Source organism: Evansella halocellulosilytica, from assembly GCF_002335745.1.
In the GTDB taxonomy this organism is placed as follows: Bacteria; Bacillota; Bacilli; order Bacillales; family Salisediminibacteriaceae; genus Bacillus_CA; species Bacillus_CA halocellulosilytica.
The window spans coordinates 4,301,718-4,318,622 of record NZ_NIST01000001.1 but is presented as its reverse complement, the minus strand read 5'-3'; the positions used below and the strand labels follow the sequence as shown (position 1 = coordinate 4,318,622).

At 38.2% G+C, this 16,905-nt stretch carries 14 protein-coding genes and 2 pseudogenes; 8 read left to right on the top strand and 8 right to left on the bottom strand.

Annotated elements, in window-relative coordinates:
• The first annotated feature begins 153 nt into the window (after positions 1-153).
• Both CD001_RS20525 and CD001_RS20520 read left to right on the top strand, forming a co-directional pair.
• Entirely contained in the window at positions 154-894 is a 741-nt protein-coding gene (locus CD001_RS20525) for a DUF2087 domain-containing protein (RefSeq protein ID WP_096189467.1), read from the top strand.
• 336 nt (positions 895-1,230) lie between these two features.
• A pseudogene (locus CD001_RS20520) lies at positions 1,231-2,043 on the top strand (transposase).
• 237 nt (positions 2,044-2,280) lie between these two features.
• Here CD001_RS20520 and CD001_RS20515 read toward each other — a convergent pair.
• Positions 2,281-2,571 (bottom strand): 4a-hydroxytetrahydrobiopterin dehydratase, encoded by a 291-nt coding sequence (locus CD001_RS20515; protein WP_179298835.1) that lies wholly within the window; start codon positions 2,569-2,571, stop codon positions 2,281-2,283.
• Positions 2,572-2,978: 407 nt separating this feature from the next.
• Between CD001_RS20515 and CD001_RS20510 the strand changes: the two genes are divergently transcribed.
• The gene (locus CD001_RS20510) at positions 2,979-4,040 is read left to right on the top strand and encodes an EAL domain-containing protein (protein ID WP_096189465.1); all 1,062 of its coding nucleotides are present in this window, start codon (positions 2,979-2,981) and stop codon (positions 4,038-4,040) included.
• 180 nt (positions 4,041-4,220) lie between these two features.
• Positions 4,221-5,096: a phosphatase PAP2 family protein gene (locus CD001_RS20505; RefSeq protein ID WP_257009883.1), complete on the top strand. Its 876-nt coding sequence runs from the start codon at positions 4,221-4,223 to the stop codon at positions 5,094-5,096.
• A 555-nt stretch (positions 5,097-5,651) separates the two neighbouring features.
• Here the strand turns inward: CD001_RS20505 and CD001_RS20500 are convergent.
• Positions 5,652-6,344 carry a cytochrome c biogenesis CcdA family protein gene (locus CD001_RS20500; RefSeq protein ID WP_096189463.1) on the bottom strand — a complete coding sequence of 231 codons (693 nt, stop codon included), beginning with the start codon at positions 6,342-6,344 and terminating at the stop codon, positions 5,652-5,654.
• Positions 6,341-6,859 (bottom strand): TlpA family protein disulfide reductase, encoded by a 519-nt coding sequence (locus CD001_RS20495; RefSeq protein WP_096189462.1) that lies wholly within the window; start codon positions 6,857-6,859, stop codon positions 6,341-6,343. The genes CD001_RS20500 and CD001_RS20495 overlap by 4 nt, the downstream gene beginning before the upstream one ends.
• A 98-nt stretch (positions 6,860-6,957) precedes the next feature.
• Between CD001_RS20495 and CD001_RS20490 the strand changes: the two genes are divergently transcribed.
• Both CD001_RS20490 and CD001_RS20485 read left to right on the top strand, forming a co-directional pair.
• Entirely contained in the window at positions 6,958-7,377 is a 420-nt protein-coding gene (locus CD001_RS20490) for a hypothetical protein (RefSeq protein WP_096189461.1), read from the top strand.
• 33 nt (positions 7,378-7,410) lie between these two features.
• Entirely contained in the window at positions 7,411-7,995 is a 585-nt protein-coding gene (locus tag CD001_RS20485) for an NAD(P)H-dependent oxidoreductase (protein WP_096189460.1), read from the top strand.
• Positions 7,996-8,270: 275 nt separating this feature from the next.
• Here CD001_RS20485 and CD001_RS20480 read toward each other — a convergent pair whose 3' ends face one another.
• From CD001_RS20480 to CD001_RS20470, 3 genes and pseudogenes are all read right to left on the bottom strand, one after another.
• On the bottom strand, positions 8,271-9,182 hold the full coding sequence (locus tag CD001_RS20480; protein WP_096189459.1) for a DMT family transporter: 912 nt from the start codon (positions 9,180-9,182) through the stop codon (positions 8,271-8,273).
• Positions 9,183-9,211: 29 nt separating this feature from the next.
• A pseudogene (locus CD001_RS20475) lies at positions 9,212-10,938 on the bottom strand (DUF4080 domain-containing protein).
• Positions 10,939-11,113: 175 nt separating this feature from the next.
• Entirely contained in the window at positions 11,114-11,683 is a 570-nt protein-coding gene (locus CD001_RS20470; RefSeq protein ID WP_096189457.1) for a GNAT family N-acetyltransferase, read from the bottom strand.
• A 303-nt stretch (positions 11,684-11,986) separates the two neighbouring features.
• Between CD001_RS20470 and CD001_RS20465 the strand changes: the two genes are divergently transcribed.
• Together CD001_RS20465 and CD001_RS20460 are read left to right on the top strand one after the other, a co-directional pair.
• Complete coding sequence (locus tag CD001_RS20465; protein ID WP_096189456.1) at positions 11,987-12,868, top strand: fumarylacetoacetate hydrolase family protein; 882 nt, start codon at positions 11,987-11,989, stop codon at positions 12,866-12,868.
• Positions 12,869-13,418: 550 nt separating this feature from the next.
• Positions 13,419-14,285 carry a hypothetical protein gene (locus CD001_RS20460; protein WP_096189455.1) on the top strand — a complete coding sequence of 289 codons (867 nt, stop codon included), beginning with the start codon at positions 13,419-13,421 and terminating at the stop codon, positions 14,283-14,285.
• A gap of 197 nt (positions 14,286-14,482) precedes the next feature.
• Here CD001_RS20460 and CD001_RS20455 read toward each other — a convergent pair whose 3' ends face one another.
• Complete coding sequence (locus CD001_RS20455) at positions 14,483-15,271, bottom strand: hypothetical protein (RefSeq protein ID WP_096189454.1); 789 nt, start codon at positions 15,269-15,271, stop codon at positions 14,483-14,485.
• Between the two features lie 249 nt (positions 15,272-15,520).
• The gene (locus CD001_RS20450) at positions 15,521-16,687 is read right to left on the bottom strand and encodes a KamA family radical SAM protein (RefSeq protein ID WP_096189453.1); all 1,167 of its coding nucleotides are present in this window, start codon (positions 16,685-16,687) and stop codon (positions 15,521-15,523) included.
• Positions 16,688-16,905: the final 218 nt, after the last annotated feature.

The window sequence follows — 16,905 nt, the reverse complement described above, 5'->3', positions numbered from 1 at the left end:
CGATTGAAGTATATATGACGCTTATAATCCCATTTCATTTTACCACAGTGGCAGTTCAACAAAAACTAAAGGTGCAAATGATAAACGAAATTTAATTTTGTTTTACATTTTATAAACGTAATGATATATTGTTTATATAAAGGCTGGTGTAAAATGGAAAAAGGATTAAATAGGAGAGTAAGCGAGCTGAAAAATGGCTACTTCTTTCAAAAGAATACGGATTATTTCCATTGTCTTCATTGTAATTTTACGACAAAGCATGGAGTGATTTATAAACGGGAAGGAGAATTATTAGATGCAGAAAGGGAGATGAAAGAACACATTCTTCATGTGCACGGTTCACCCTTTCAAGCATTGATTGAGCTTGGCAAACGACATACTGGATTAAATGATCATCAAAAACAAATTTTGTCTGCTCTGTATGCGGGAAAGAAAGATACAGCCATTGCAGCTGAGCTGAATATTAATAGTGCTACTGTCAGACAGCATCGTTTTAAACTTCGTGAAAAAGCAAAACAGGCAAAAATATTTTTATCAATGATGGAATTGTTAGAGGAAGGGGGACTGACAGAATCTTTTATTGATGTTCATAAGGAGGCGACGATGGTGGATGACCGTTGGGCAATTACAGAAAATGAAGAACAAAAGATTTTGGATACGTATATTGAGCAAAGTACAGGGAAAGTAAAACAGTTTCCTGCAAAAGAAAAACGGAAGATTGTTATTTTAAAGTATATTTGTTCGAAGCTTGAAAAGGGGAGAACGTATACAGAACGTGAAATAAATGAAACGATTAAACAGTATTTTGATGATTATGTGACAATCCGCAGATATATAATTGAATACGGGTTTGTAGACCGGCATCAAGACGGATCTGCCTATTGGTTAAAATAACGTTTTTGAAAGAGGCTGGGACAAAACCCAGTAAATTAAAAATAGAGAGGCGCTCATCCCAATGTTTGGGTGGAGTGCCTCTCTTTATCTTTATACTCTGCTAAACTTTGTCGTTGATTTTCACTACAGGATGCTCGCTTGCCTCGGGCATTGCCTCAGCTTCCTCGTCGGGAAAACCGCCCTGCGGGATCTTCGCCGAATGCTTTTCCCGAAGGCGTCTCGCCCCTTTCGCTACAATCAACTAATTTTTTGAAACAAAAAGGACACTTTCTGATAAAATTAAAGTAACCACACAATAACTAAACCGGGGGTGTCCTTATGTTTAAATATTATAACATGGATCAAGTTATTTTGCCGTTAGATTTAGAAGTAAAGCTTCAGGAAAAGGATATTGCCTACACTGTAAATGATCTTGTGGAACAGATACCTGATGAAGCCTTCGCCAGTTTTTTGCGTGAAACGGGCAACCCAGCTTACCATCCAAGAATGATGATGAAAGTGATTTTATGTGCTTACACACAATCTGTTTTCTCAGGAAGAAAAATTGAGGCATTACTCAAAGATAGTATTCGTATGATGTGGCTGGCTCAAGGATATGAACCGAGTTATCGTACCATCAATCGATTCCGTGTTCATGAAGAAGTAAAGGAATTATTACGGCAGTGCTTCGTCCAGTTTCGCTGTCAACTTGTGAAAGAAAAATTGATAGAGGAAGAAGCTATCTTTCTTGACGGAACGAAGATCGAGGCGAATGAATCGGGAGTGCATCCCACTTATCACGTATAATATGTACCGTAAGGAGAAGAAAAAGAGGTATAAAAATAACAATTTCAACTCGGCCAATTGGGAGTATGACGAGGAAACAGATTCTTTTACATGCCCAAACGGGCAAAAGTTGATGTTCCGTTACCTATCGAATCGGAAAGATAAAAGTGGTTTTACACGAGCATTTAAAGTCTACGAGTGTGAGGATTGTTCAGGTTGCCCATTCTAAACGTAAGATTGATGTGGAGCCTGTCTTCGGATTTTTGAAGGCTAATTTGGGTTTCACTCGTATGTCAGTGAGAGGAAAAGAGAAGGTAAAAAAATGAATTAGGTTTTGCATTCATGGCGGTGAACTTGAGAAAGTACACCGCCATGAGCAGTTAATGGGACAACAGATGACGAAAATACAACTAAAAAGGTTCCGATCATCTTATTTTGATGATCGGAACCTTTTAACAATTACTTCTTAGCTAGATTTGTCCCAGCCTCTTCTTTAGGTTCATCATACTTTGATCATCACAAATTTGCTTTAAGGTTGCATCATGAGCTGAGCGTTTTCCATCTCTTTTAGATAAGAAAACTACGGAAAAGAGATCCCGTAGCTTAAAAGGTAAATGATTTTCACTCGTATTTCGAGTATGTAATGTCATATGCGTGAGCCGATTCAAAATCTTTTTGCGTTAATCCTCCGACGTCAAGGGTACTAAGTTTTACGCTTACTAGCGTGTGATCAATAATCAAGTAAGGATGATGTTGTCGATCTTCTGCGATTTTTGCGATGGCGTTTACAAAATGAATGGCTTTAGGATAACTTGAAAAACGATATTCCTTTTTAATCCATTGGTCATTTTCTAGTGACCATCCGTGAGAATCAGCGAGACTTGCTTGAACTTCTTCTTCCGTCATCGTCATCAAACACATCTCCTTTTATTAATTGATTAATTCAAATATTCTAACAATATCCGACATATTTATACTAACAAATGAGCTGTAAAAAAAACAATTCATCTTTCTAAATTAGTGTATATGTACTAGGAAAGGAAGATATGTTAAGGAAATTAATTAATGAGAGTCATTTCTTCTTATAACGATCATAATTGATAAAAAAGAGGGACTGATATAGTTGAACAAACAAATAACAGGTCTATTGATATAGGTATATACTCAAAAATTTGGATGAACGGAAATGAATTTAAGAGGTTGATGTTTAACTAGATTGTTAGTCCTATTTAATTTATACTATAAAAGACTGGTATTATAATTACTATTTTTTCCCTTCGCTTTATAAAAGTTAATACGGTGAATATAAGAGAGGGAGTTTGAAGGAAGGTGAATGGATGCAGACTTGTAATTTATGTACAACTACAACACCAATTATTCCGGAAGGATATTTATATTTGAAAGTAAGACAATCTGAATTAAAACAGAAAGTATTAGACCTCACTTATCATTGTAAAATGAAAGTTAACTCAAAGAATGAAGTGGTATCGGCATATTTTTCTGATTGGCAGCAATTAGAAAGAATTGTTAGCATGACGCAGTCTTCACTTCTTGATGATGAAATCGATCAAATAGAAGGATCTATATGTGATTGTCATCAAGACGTTTATTCTTTTGACTATATTCCGTTAACTCAACTAACATTACGCGTCATGAATCCGGAATTATTAAGAGTCATTGATGACCGTTTGTTTCATTCACTTATGCAGCCGATTGTCTATGCAGACACAGAGAGTATATACGGTTATGAATTTTTGTTACGACCTAAAAGTCAACTCTATACTTTTATCCCCGGAGAACTTTTTGCGTTTGCCCACCATACGGGATTGCAAGCGAAACTTGATAGTGATGCCCGCATTCAATCTATCCGTACAGGTTCTCTTATGCTAGAAAAGGGTATAAAACGTTTTATTAACTTTTTGTCATCGTCGATATCCGAACCAGAGCATTGTTTGAAAAGTACGTTTCAAGCAGTAAAAGATTATCGTGTTGATCCCGAAGATTTAGTCTTTGAAGTAGTCGAAACAGAGCGAGTTTTAAATATTAATCATTTAAAGGAAATTTTCCATGAATACCGAAAGTTCGGAATGAAAGTTGCGTTAGATGATATTGGTGCAAGGTTTTCTACACTTGAAGTCTTGCGTGAGCTGCAGCCTAACTATGCAAAAGTTGACAAACATCTAGTTCGCAATTGTCATCAAGATACTGCAAAGCTTGAACAAATTATGAAAATACACGATGAAGCAAAAATTATAGGAACAGAAATAATCGCAGAAGGGGTTGAAACAGCTGAGGAATGGGAAGCAATAAAGGCATATGTGGATTTTGGTCAAGGTTTTTTCTTCGGAAAACCTATAAAAACACCCATAAAAAGAGGCTGAATTGTAAGAAGCCTTATATGTATTTTCTTTTAATTTGCTGAGATATATGAGTAACATTTTTCCTTATTCTAGTCAGATGATAGAAGGATTAGAGATACGGTAATACATACATGATGAAAAATAAGTATAATAGACTATGAGCACATACATATAAAATAATGAACGAGAGGAGACTGGATATTGAGAGAATTTGAAATAGAAATATTACGTTTTTTCACCTCGATACAACAGCCAATATTCGATTACTTTGCCTGGTTTTTAACCTTTTTAGGGAATGAGGAATTTTACTTTATTATTTTACCTTTCGTTTATTGGTGCGTCTCAAAGCCGTTTGGTATTCGTCTGTTATATGTGTTTTTAATATCAGTATACTTGAATGCATGGTTAAAAGTTATTACTGCTATAACGAGACCAGTTGGTATTGAAGGTGTTCATTCTCTTTATGTAGATTCAGCCGAGGTAGGGACGAGATTTCCGCATGATAGTTTTCCGAGCGGTCATGCCCAAGGTTCTGCTACATTGTGGGGATATATTGCGTATGAAGTGAATCGAAGAAATATTTGGATTGCAGTAGCCTTATTAGTAGGTCTCATCTCTGTAGCACGACTTTATACAGGAGTTCATTGGCCACTTGATATTACTGCTGGTGTTTTACTCGCTTTAGTTATCATTGTTATTGCTCATTTTGCTGTAAAAAAAATAACCAAGCTTTCTTATAAGGTGAAAATGACATTAGCTATTGGCCTTCCTATTATCATGATGTTTCTATTTACTGATCCTGAGGGGGTTAAATACGCTGGCTTTATTTTAGGAGCAGGGGTCGGCTATTTATTAGAAACGAAGTACGTAAGAATGAAACTCGCAGCTTCTTGGTTGAACCGAATTGCTGGCTATTTTATCGGGCTTATCGGTATATTTGTTCTTCAAGAAGGATTGAAGATTCCGTTTCCTGATCACGCTTTCTTTGATGGGCTCCGTTACGCGATTATGGGAATTTGGGGGATTTTACTTGCTCCATTAGTCTTTGTAAAACTAAAACTTTACCCGCGTTCTTAATAGAAATTTTAATGTTTCAGTTAATATAGTATTTGTTTATAAAAGAAAGGGCTGGGACAAAACTCAGCTAAATAGAAGGGGCTCTCACCATCGGTGGGAGCCTTTTCTTGAAAGATAAGAAAGTGTAAAATTTCAACCTCTCGATGGCTGTCTAGACTTCAGCCACGAGCGTTTCCTACACGAGCTTCCACACAGATGTGGTTACTTCGGCGTTCCCGCAGGACACGGGGGTTTTAGCCGAAGATCTTATCTTACGAGTTCGACGGACAGGACGTCCTAATGCCGGGCATGCCACAGGATGTGGCGTATTGCCTGGATGACGGATATAACCACAGAACGATGCTAGAAGAGGAAGAGGCAGCGCTTTTCTTGTATTGAGCATTTTAATGGTTGATTGTTCAAAAGTACACTCGCTTGCTCTCTAGAGTGCAAGTGCGACATCCACTTTTACATCACTTTGTTCGTATTCACGGTGTCTTCTTTGTCGCGGACAAGAATTTAGCTAATCGAAGGAAAATCGCCTCAAAGTATCTTGAACTCACATGTCAATCAAGGTTAAACCGGAATCAAATATGCCATGTTTCCAGTGACTAATAGTAGTCCAAATAAGATTAATAAAACACCACTTATCATTGATAACAGTCGTACATGCCGTTGGAAAAATGCTAATAATTTTAAGCTTGATGAACTAATAAGAGCAATTAAAATAAATGGCATACCTAAGCCTAGTCCATAAATTAGTAACAGCCCTGAACCTTGCCACAGTGTATCGGAATCAGCAGCTAAAATTAAAATCGAGCTAAGCATCGGACCGATACATGGAGTCCAGCCGAATCCGAAAGCCATACCGATTATTCCGACACTAACAATACCGCCTTTATTTTGAAAGAGCCGATGAAAACGTACATCTTTGTGAAACAATTGAATGTTTAATAATCCGAGCAAATGAAACCCGAAAACGATAACAATAAAACCGAAAAACTGGGATAAGAAAGTCGATGTGGCTGGTGTCAAAGCATTTCCGAATGCTGTTGCTCCCATGCCGATCAACATAAGCGGGATCATTAATCCCGTAACAAAAGCAATCGTACGTGGCAGGATTTTAAATCGCTCTACCTGACGGCTATGTTTGAGTTCGGTCACTGAAAGTCCAGTAATAATCGCCATGTAACTCGGGATAAGCGGAAGAACACAAGCTGATGCAAAAGATAAAAAACCTGCTGTAAATGCAAGCCAAACACTCATCATGAAGCCTCGTCCTTATGATAGCTGTTATATGCCTCTTCGAAACGTTCGCCTAGTTCATCGCTCGTTGCAATAATATATGGATGGGAGCCCATATTATTGCCATCTTCATCAAAAAACACATATGTCGGAGAAAAATTAACATCATAATAGTTTGCAAGGTGGCGATCAAGGTCAATTCCCCACTCGTGTTTCGCTTCATATTCATTTAAAAACTTGTCTTTGATTTCAGCCTCACGACCGTAAAAGACAACCGTAATCACCTCGATTTCATCTTGCTGCTCAATAAATTCTTGAATAAATGGCATTGAATAGCTACAACATTCACAAGGAACCGCAACGAACTGAAGAATCGTCTTCTTTTCACCTATGTATTGTTCAAGTTCAATTGGTTCTTCAGCATGAATGCGTTCAATCACAGAAATGTCCCCCTCACTCGTACCCCCAAAAAATGAATACACTGTGTATCCCATCCCGAATAGGATGAAGACAATTAATAAAATTCCTACTTTGTTCATTGACTTGTCCCCCATTAAAAGTAGATGATAGTTTTATATATTCTATTGTCTATCTTTGTTACATATAACTATCATATCGAATAAAGGAGGGGACAATAGTGAGGAATATCGTCTATTTCATGACATTTGCAATAGCTCTATTACCCATGGCTGGCTGCAGTACAAGTGCACAAACAGAATTATATGAGATTATATTTGAAAATGAAGGTGAAACGATTGAAACTGGAGAATTTCAGACATATGAAGTGAAAATTAAAGGTCACGAAGGAGAACGTCAATCTGTTGACAGTGTGTATCTTTACATGAATATGGAACGAATGAATCATCCGATGGAAGGTACGATGGATGAAATAGAAAAAGGATATTATCAAATTGATTTACCATTAGCTATGGAAGGTGAATGGTATGCAGAGGTTACCGTAACAAATAATGGTGAGGAATCTATACAACGGTTCACATTGTTTGGAGAGGGGGACATGGTTATGGATTATATGAAAGGGTATAATGCTGACTATTAAAGTTGCAAACCTTAACGAAGGAGGCTATTCAATATGAACCATCTCGTCATTTTCATGCACTCTTCTACAGACAGTTTTAATGGTGCAATATTAGACAATTATGTGGCCGCTTTGAAAAAGAATGGAGATCATGTTTACGTTAGAAACCTTGCGGAACAATTATTTTATCCTTTATTAACAAAAAAAGAATATGAACAGTCATTAAATAGTGACTATGCTCGTGATGTGAAAGAAGAACAAACGTATATTGCTAAAGCAGATGTCATTACGTTTATTTTCCCGATGTGGTGGGGAGGGTTTCCTGCTATTGGTAAAGGATATATTGACCGTGTATTTTCATACGGCTTTGCATATCGTCTAAAAAATGAATCACCAATACCGCTTTTAAATGGAAAGAAGGGAAGGATAATTTTTACATCTGGTACTCCAGAAAAGGAAATGCATGAAACAGGATTGTATGACCATTTTGTTGATGGGGTCAATCAAAGTATATTTACATTTTGCGGAGTTGAGCTAGAAGGGGTATTGCATTTTGGCAATATTATTGAAACGTCTCCAAGCAGTCGCAAAAAAATGTTGGAGAAAGTAAGTGAGTTCGCAAATATGCCGAATAAATAAACGAATTTATCATCGAGCGTTTTTTCTCGAATGTTCTGGTAGAGAAAGAAGCAAGAGATGAAGATCTATCGGGGCGGTTTTGCCCCGAATAGCTAAAGTTTTGTCCGCGGCAAAGAAGACACTACTACTGCAAACGAAGTGCAGCACGATTAGATGTCGCACTTATGCTCTGGAGGGCAAGCGAGTACATTTTGCCAATCAACCCCTATACATTATTTCTATTTTATTAGGTTTTAGAATAGACAACATGTCATTAGTTGGATGGATGCCAACTGTTACCCACTTTGCTTTTGTAAAGGACGTGTCGGTGTTTCGACCTTCGACTTTACGTGGATGAGTAAAACAGCCGATAACACGAAAAGCATACCGATAAACTGCCATATCGTTAAGACATCATGGAAGATGAACACACCAATTAATGAGGCAACTACCGGCTCAACAGTTGCAGCAATCGATGCTTTACTAGATTCAACGTGCTCAAGACCTTTCGTATAGAGCAAATAAGCTAATACTGTCGGGAGCGCACCTAATCCAATACTAATGAATAAAGCTTCAACGGTGAACCAGTCAGTAAAATTGATTAGAAGTCCACTAGTAGGAAGGAGGGCAACAGTTGCAAATACGAACGTATAGAGCGTTGTAGTCAATGAAGAATAGGATGAAAGCGCGACTTTGCCAAATATACTATATAACGCATACCCGAAACCAGAGCCAAGACCTACGAGTAATCCATATAGAGTAAACAGCTCTGTGTTGAGCGGGAAAAGACCAATGACGAATATACACCCAACAAAAGTTCCGATTAGTGCGATCACTTTTTGAGGTGTAAGCCATTCTTTGAAAAAGACACGTGACATGAGCGTAACAAAAGCAGGTCCAGTATATAGCAATACCGCTGCAATAGATAAGTTCATTTCTTGAATGGCTGTAAAATACGCCCAATTAAAAAAGACAATGCTGCCAATGCCTGTCCCAATGAAAAAAGGAAGGTGTTTAACCTTCACTTTGAAAGCCGTTCGATTTTTTATCGAAACGATCATTAGCAAGAAAACAAGTGCCATCGTAACACGGAGCGTAACAACTTCAATGGGTGTAAAACCTAAGTCGTATAATGCTTGAACAAAAATACCAATTGTCCCCCATAAAGCAGCTCCGAGAATAATGAACAAAAAAGCTACTTTCGCCATTAGATCCCCTCCTTGTTTTTAGGACAAATTCATTCCTTTTTTATCGTCATAACGTGCTGATCATGTTGCTTAGGGTCATAATTTACGACAAAATAATAGTCTCCTTCAACGACATTGCCGTTGTTCATAAGAGATAAAACATCAAAAGTAAATTCTTCAATAATGAGGTGCTTCGCTAAGCTTCTTTCGGTATTAATACTTGAACAAACAGAAAGTTCAGAGAAGAGGTCTGTCATCAGTTTGTTTCGTTCACTTTTAGAAAGAGATTCATCCCACCATTTCTTTCGAGGCTTTTGCTCAAAATGAAGGAGGTAATCGACTTTCATCAGCCCTTCAATAATATGCATGCTCTGAGCTTTTATATGTTTTAAAAATGCTCGTAAGCGAAGAAATAAATCTTCGAACTGGTGACCGATTTTCCCCCATCCATGTTCGTCCCAAAAATCTCCAAACTGTTGGAAAAAATCAAAAGGAGTCTCAAAAATATGGTTAACTAAATATGTTACTGTTTGATCGAGACGATGGTCATTCCAATATTTCTCTAATATATCTTCTGTTCGTTTAATACGAATTAAATCCTCAAAAGATAAAACATTATTTGATAAAATTTCATACGGTGCATGGTCCATAAACGTATAATTGAACGTTTCAGCCATTGCACGCATCCCTGTACCGCGGAGCATTTTTAAAAAACCTAGCTGCAATTCTTCTGGGCGCAGTGCAAACACATCGTTAAACGTTTTTTTAAATGATTCATAATCTTCTTGAGGAAGTCCGGCGATTAAGTCTAAGTGCTGATCTATTTTACCGCCTTCCTTTACCATCGTTACGGTTCTCGCTAATTTTTTGAAATTCTGCCTTCGCTTCACGAGGTCATTCGTTTCATCATTCGTTGACTGAACCCCGATTTCAAATCGGAAGACACCGGCAGGTGCGTGTTCATTTAAAAACTGAAGGACTTCTGGACGCATAATGTCTGCCGTAATTTCAAATTGAAACTGACAGCCTTGATGATTATCAATCAAAAATTGAAAGATTTCCAGAGCGTAATCACGTTTAATGTTAAATGTCCGGTCAATAAACTTAACCATTTTTGCCCCATTATTGATAAGATAAAGCAAGTCATACTTCACTTTTTCAATGTCAAAATAACGAACCCCAACCTCGATTGACGAAAGGCAAAACTGACATTGGAACGGACCCCACGGCTCGTCTCAAAATAAACAACTCGTTTACCGAGTTCCGCTCGATCTTCTTCAAATCTGTATGGGGTTGGAATTGATAATATATCAAGATTCGGCCTTGAAGTTGTTAGCACTGGTTTCCCTTCCTTACGATAACCTAAGCCACTGACTAGATGGAAAGCGTGATCCGTTTTTAATTGGTGAAGAAGCTGTTTAAATGTTTCTTCGCCTTCCCCTTTCACGATAAAATCAATTTCCGGGACACGATCGAGCCACTCTTTCGTATCATACGAAACTTCAGGACCGCCAAGAACAATGTGTGTTTGAGGTAATACTTTTTTTAACATTTTCACGATTTGCAACGTTTTTTCTATATTCCAAATATAACAGCTGAATCCGATCACATCAGGTTTTTTCGCAAATAAGTCAGAAACAACATTCATTTCCGGATCTTTAATTGTATATTCAGTCATTTCTACATGAAATTCTGGGGCAGCATATGACTTTAATAACCGTAAAGCAAGACATGTATGGATATATTTCGCATTAAGCGAAGTTACGACGATATTCATCTCATACCTCCAGTTTCACAAATACTGTCAACGATTATCATATCATAAGTTGTCTATAAATAATAAATGATAAAGAGAGAATAGAGTCCAACCATAATGAAAGATCCGACTGTTGCATTTTTTTGAAGCCATTAAAAAGGTACCTATTTGATAGAAGGTACCTTCGTACATGTATTCATGAATGAACTTTAGGTAAGAAGTATCCCATTCGAATGATATTTTCATATTTTCCTGTATCTTTTTTCATAAACCGATGGATTTTTCCTTCAATATAAAAGCCTAATTGTTCGTATAATTTTATCGCTCTTTCGTTTGATTCAAGAACTTCTAATTCAATCTTTTCAAGCGTTGAGAAGTCATTTGCCCATTTTAACCCTTGGAGCATTAAAGCTTTTCCAATTCCTTGTGCCCGAAACGGTTTGTCAATCATAATGCCTAAAGTACCTCGGTGTAACGTTCGTAATAAACCATCAATATCGATCGTTAGCATCCCGATAATTTGTTCGTTCATAACGGCAAGTAGTTGTATTGAATTAGGGGTACGTATGCTTAAATCATTTTTGATCATTTGATCGTTAATCGACATTTGAAAATCGTTGAGACTCATAACGAGTCCTGTCCCTTCGTTCAATAACCTCCTTGTAAATCGGTGCATTTGTGCAGCGTCATTGACTTGTGCATGGCGAATAATATAGGGGCTACCGGATTTTGTATAGTTCATAATAGGGCTGAATATTCCCATCATTATAGTCCTCCACGTCTTGCAAGATATACGTTAATCTATGTGGATTGGATATCGAAAGTGCTAGTTTTATTCATAATTATTGGGACGTCTCCCTATAAGAATAGAAAGCTCAGATATTATCTGAAATGATAAATTCCTCTCGTTTTCCACCTTCAGCAACGTCTGTTCCTCTAGTTCAGGAAGAACACTATATCAATTTGTAAGAGCGCAATGCGGACTTTTTTCAGGATGGTGAACCCTCGATTCGTCAAAATGTTTCAGTCATTGTATCATAGATAAAAAGGGTGAAAGGTGTGTGATGCGATGAAGTTCGCTAGTTTTACATATGATGGAAAACACCATTACGGTCTTGTAAATGAAGTAAAGGGAGCTGTTCTCAGTTTATCTGACAAGATTGAGTTCCCTAATGAAATAACCGATTTCATTCAAGATGAGTATGCTCAGAAAAAAGCAAGGGAGTTACTTAACAATTGGTTATCTGAAACCGAAATCGGACTAGTATATGATATGAACCATGCATCTTTTTGCTGGCAAGCGCCAATCCCGAACCCTCGAAAAAACATTTTTGCAGTCGGGAGGAACTATTTAGATCATGCAAAAGAAATGGGTAGCTCTGAAGCACCAAAAAATCCTGTTATTTTTTCAAAAGCAACTTCAACAGTGATCGGTCATAAAGCTACAGTAAATCTCCACCATGATGTTACAGATGCGGTTGACTATGAAGGGGAACTTGGAGTTATAATTGGCAAGACAGCAACAAGGATCAAGAAAGAACAAGCTTTAGATTTTGTATTCGGCTTTACAATTATAAATGATGTAACTGCGAGAGATTTACAAAAAAAACATCAGCAATTTTTACTAGGTAAAAGTTTAGATACATTTTGCCCAATCGGTCCATGGATTGTTGAAAAAAATACGTTTCTCCCATTTGAAGAAAAAAGAGTAAAGACAACTGTAAACGGAGAGGAGAGACAAAACGGTGCGTTTTCAAATATGATTTTTTCTGTACCACAATTAATTGAAACGTTGAGCCAAGGGATGACACTTGAAGCAGGGGATATTATCGCAACTGGCACTCCAAAAGGGGTTGGAAAAGGATTTAATCCGCCGAAATTTTTAAAAGCAGGTGATGTCGTTGAAGTAGAAATAGAAGGTATTGGTACACTAAAAAATGTATTTATGTAATCATCCTGAATCCGTGATGAATTAATTTATTCTTTGTATGAATCCTAAAAATCTTTCGATTTAACTATATTGGATTATTACTCGAATCCGTTACTGGCGGATGCTTTCACTCCAAAGCACAAGTGCGACATCTACTCATGCAGCACTTCGTTTGCATTCGTAGTGTCTTCTTTGCCGCGGGCACTGCCTCAGCCTCCTCAACGCAAAGACCAGCGTCTGCGGGGTCTTCAGCTATTGCTCCTGTCTCTTCCTCTACGAGTCAAGCTTTGTAGCATATCCGTCGAGACAACTCGATGTATTTTCGAAGAAGCAATCCTCTTTCCTGCGGGAAAAGCGAGCCAGGCTCGCGGTTCGCCCGAGGAAAGCAAGTGGATGGATGGCATATCAACACCTGTTATCACGGATTCAGGATCATTTTAGGCAAATGCATTTAGTCATGATCCCGGCACGGCTTTTTTCATAGGTGAAGGTCACATTTATCGCCCTTTCTCATACAATAAACTGAATGTGAAATGAGATTAAACAGCAATGAGATGAAAGGGGTTCACATATGAACTGTAATTGCAGACCACCAAGAGGAATGCTGTCACGTCCAATGATGCATGGACCTACAGGACAGCATATGCCTTATGGGATGCCGACGCCTCACCACGATTATTCGTTTATGCACGGTTATCCTCAGCAGCCAATTCCACAACATATGATGCCTGGAATGGAGCACGGCCAAGCAGAAATGGGACAGCAAATGACAGGTTTTGCAGGAGGTGGGCCAGGACTGGGACCTAGCTTTGAACAGGAATATGGACCTGGAGAAGAACCTGTCATGCCACAGCAAGGGATGTCACCTCAGCATGGGGAAATGCCTGGAATGGGCCAACAGCCAGGAATGATGCCACCACAGAATGGAGGAACGCCTGGAATGGGCCAACAGCCAGGGATGATGCCACCACAGAATGGAGGAATGCCTGGAATGGGTCAACAGCCAGGGATGATGCCACCACAAAATGGAGGAATGCCTGGAATGGGCCAACAGCCAGGGATGATGCCACCACAAAATGGAGGAATGCCTGGAATGGGCCAACAGCCAGGGATGATGCAGCCACAGAATGGAGGAATGCCTGGAATGGGCCAACAGCCAGGGATGATGCAGCCACAGAATGGAGGAATGCCTGGAATGGGCCAACAGCCAGGGATGATGCAGCCACAGAATGGAGGAATGCCTGGAATGGGCCAACAGCCAGGGATGATGCCACCACAGAATGAAGGAATGCCTGGAATGGGCCAACAGCCAGGGATGATGCCACCACAGAATGAAGGAATGCCGGGAATGGATCAACAACCAGAAATGATGAATGATAATGGAATGCCTCATGTAGGTGGTTATATGCCAATAGAAGAAGATGATGACTTCGAGTAGAATAAGTAAAAGAGGTTGTTCAAAAATTCCGGTGAAAGTGACACATCGAATTTCTTCGTTGGCTTGCTTTTCCGTTCCTCACGTATGAATGGCATACGTTCCGGTACTCAAAACTACGGCGCCTCGAACTTCTCGGTCCTTTTCATCCTCCTTTTTGAACTCGCACTAAAAGTGCATGAAAAAGCGATTGACGTTAATCAATCGCTTTTTTCATGCAATGGTACAGTAAGTGAAAATCTCCATTCAGGCAGATGTACAGTCGTCCGATGAATTGAAAACTGTGATGGCAGTCTAATTTCTTGGGCAAATTCTAACTCTATTGATAATGTTTCATTAATAGATTCTATTCTAGTAAAAAGAGGATACACAGATTGTCCTTCGTCAATTTTATTAAACGTATAAGAAAGCTTTCTAGAAGATTGATCTGGATGTTCATCACGTAATTGAAACGATAATGTCTTTCCGTCAACTGATAAATGTGAGATTGAAATGTCACCAACAGAGAGCTGCCTGATATGATCTTCATGGACACGGAAAGGGTACCCTTCCTTAAAGAGTGAAGGAACAACATAAATTGGCAGTGTAATTGAGACATTCTCTTCTTCGGGAGGTGGAGTCAATGAGAGTTTAAGCAACATTTCGAACTCTTCAAATTGTTCTGATTCATAAGTATCTTCATATGTTTCCGCGTAAATCACTTCATATGGAACTTCATTTTCATCAAACAAATAATTAGCGATTTGAAACTCGTAATCGGCGCTAGAAATAGGAGATTCATCTGTGTGTGATACTAAAAAAAATAGTTGAAGCTCTGTATCTGTTGTAGAAGAATACAAATATGTAAAGTGAAAAGGTGTTTTTTCTATTGTTTTGTTTAGCAATAAATCTGAGTTATCTTTCACTTGAAAAGGGGAGTAGTTAGTAGAACAAGCTTGCAAAAAAAACATAATCAATAGAAAAGAAAATATTGTTGATGCCTTTTGCATTGTTACTCTCCTCCTCTTCTTAAAAATTATGTCTCTGTTTATTTTACTAGAAATCAGTTTTAATGAAAAAACTTTTTGTCGATTTAGAGCGAAAAGTCACAATTTTTCAGAAGAATGGAACGAATGAGCGAGTTTGTTAGTTAAATGAAGACGGTGAATATATAACAATGGCTGTCTATTAGGAAAAAGACAAATGCTGAATCAATTAAAAAAGGATGGACCGTTTCAGGTACATCCTCTTATTGTAACTTATGCTTTCTGCATCTCGATTTCTTTTATTTTTTCGTTCGCAGAGATTACTTTTTCTGTCTTCTTTTTTGGCTTTTCCCAATGCTCCTCATTGCCAGGAAGATCATCGAACCATGCCGCGTCTTTTGGACAGTCAAGAACCATGAACTTGCCATAGTTTCCGTCACGAGACTGATGATATTTTAAGTAAGCTTTTCCGTTATCTATTGCAAGAATTTCAATTTTTCCTGACGTGTGACTCATGGACAGGCGAACACGTTTTCCAAGACCGGATGTTTTAGCCTTTGCCTCTTCAACGAGGTTGTATGCCTCTTCTAATGTTAAGACGAAGTCATTGTTTCCGGCAACTGGTCTGTTAATAAAGAAGTAGTAAGGAGTCACTCCAGCCCATGATAGCTGATCTAATAGATCGGCTAATACATCTGAGTCATCGTTAATTCCTTTAAGTACTGGTGTTTGGTTCACGACGATTGCACCGGCATCATGCAGCGCCTGGAAGCCTTTTTTTGCTTCTTCAGTAATCTCATTCGGGTGGTTAATATGTGCCATTACGTATATGCGTTGCTCTGGAGTGGAGTATTCACGAATAAGGTCAAGCAAATCTTGGTCCTCATATATTCGCATTGGGTTAAATACAGGCATTTTTGAACCGAGTCGAATGATTTTTACGTGAGGAATCTCACGAAGCTGCTCGATAATTTTGCGGAGTTTTTTCGTTGCAAGAATGAGAGAATCACCGCCAGTCAAAAGAACATTACTAATCTCTGGATGTTCTTTAATGTACTCAATTCCAGGCTGTACATCAGCCATTGCTTCTTTAATATCATTACGGAATAACCGCTTACGGAAGCAGTATCTGCAATATGCACCGCACACCTCTGAGACGATTAACAATGCCGTTGCATCGTATTTGTGCTGACACCCAGGTGCTGCATAGTTCGTATCTTCATCAGATGCATCCCACCTGCCGTACTCTTCTAATTCCCCCTCATTTGGAATGATTAACTTTTTAATCGGATCATTTGGATCGTTCCAGTCAATTAAACTTAAATAGTAATCGTTTACACGAAAGACAAACTTTTCAGTGATTTCCTTTAATTTTTTTCGTTCTTCTTCAGGGATCTGTTCAATTTTGTCAATGTTCATAATGTACTTTGGTTGTGCCATATTAATCACCCTCCGTTTCAAAATTCTGAAAAGACGTTCTTTCTTCATTTAAACATAACAGCCAAAAATGGTCAAAAACGGAAGAGAACCTCTATTTTTTAATAGAAATGAAATAAATACTCCATATTACTCGTATTCTTTCAGTCATAATATGAAATTAATATTTCTCATTGGAATTTTATGAAATTTCCCCTTCACATCCAAGCTATTTTATCATA

Excerpts from the sequence above, each read along its gene's own strand:
- CD001_RS20455 (WP_096189454.1), bottom strand. The coding sequence starts at position 15,271 with ATGCAAAAGGCATCAACAATATTTTCTTTTCTATTGATTATGTTTTTT.
- CD001_RS20450 (WP_096189453.1), bottom strand. The coding sequence starts at position 16,687 with ATGGCACAACCAAAGTACATTATGAACATTGACAAAATTGAACAGATC.
- CD001_RS20500 (WP_096189463.1), bottom strand. The coding sequence starts at position 6,344 with ATGATGAGTGTTTGGCTTGCATTTACAGCAGGTTTTTTATCTTTTGCA.
- CD001_RS20460 (WP_096189455.1), top strand. The coding sequence starts at position 13,419 with ATGAACTGTAATTGCAGACCACCAAGAGGAATGCTGTCACGTCCAATG.
- CD001_RS20480 (WP_096189459.1), bottom strand. The coding sequence starts at position 9,182 with ATGGCGAAAGTAGCTTTTTTGTTCATTATTCTCGGAGCTGCTTTATGG.
- CD001_RS20495 (WP_096189462.1), bottom strand. The coding sequence starts at position 6,859 with ATGAACAAAGTAGGAATTTTATTAATTGTCTTCATCCTATTCGGGATG.
- CD001_RS20525 (WP_096189467.1), top strand. The coding sequence starts at position 154 with ATGGAAAAAGGATTAAATAGGAGAGTAAGCGAGCTGAAAAATGGCTAC.
- CD001_RS20465 (WP_096189456.1), top strand. The coding sequence starts at position 11,987 with ATGAAGTTCGCTAGTTTTACATATGATGGAAAACACCATTACGGTCTT.
- CD001_RS20515 (WP_179298835.1), bottom strand. The coding sequence starts at position 2,571 with ATGACGATGACGGAAGAAGAAGTTCAAGCAAGTCTCGCTGATTCTCAC.
- CD001_RS20485 (WP_096189460.1), top strand. The coding sequence starts at position 7,411 with ATGAACCATCTCGTCATTTTCATGCACTCTTCTACAGACAGTTTTAAT.
- CD001_RS20470 (WP_096189457.1), bottom strand. The coding sequence starts at position 11,683 with ATGATGGGAATATTCAGCCCTATTATGAACTATACAAAATCCGGTAGC.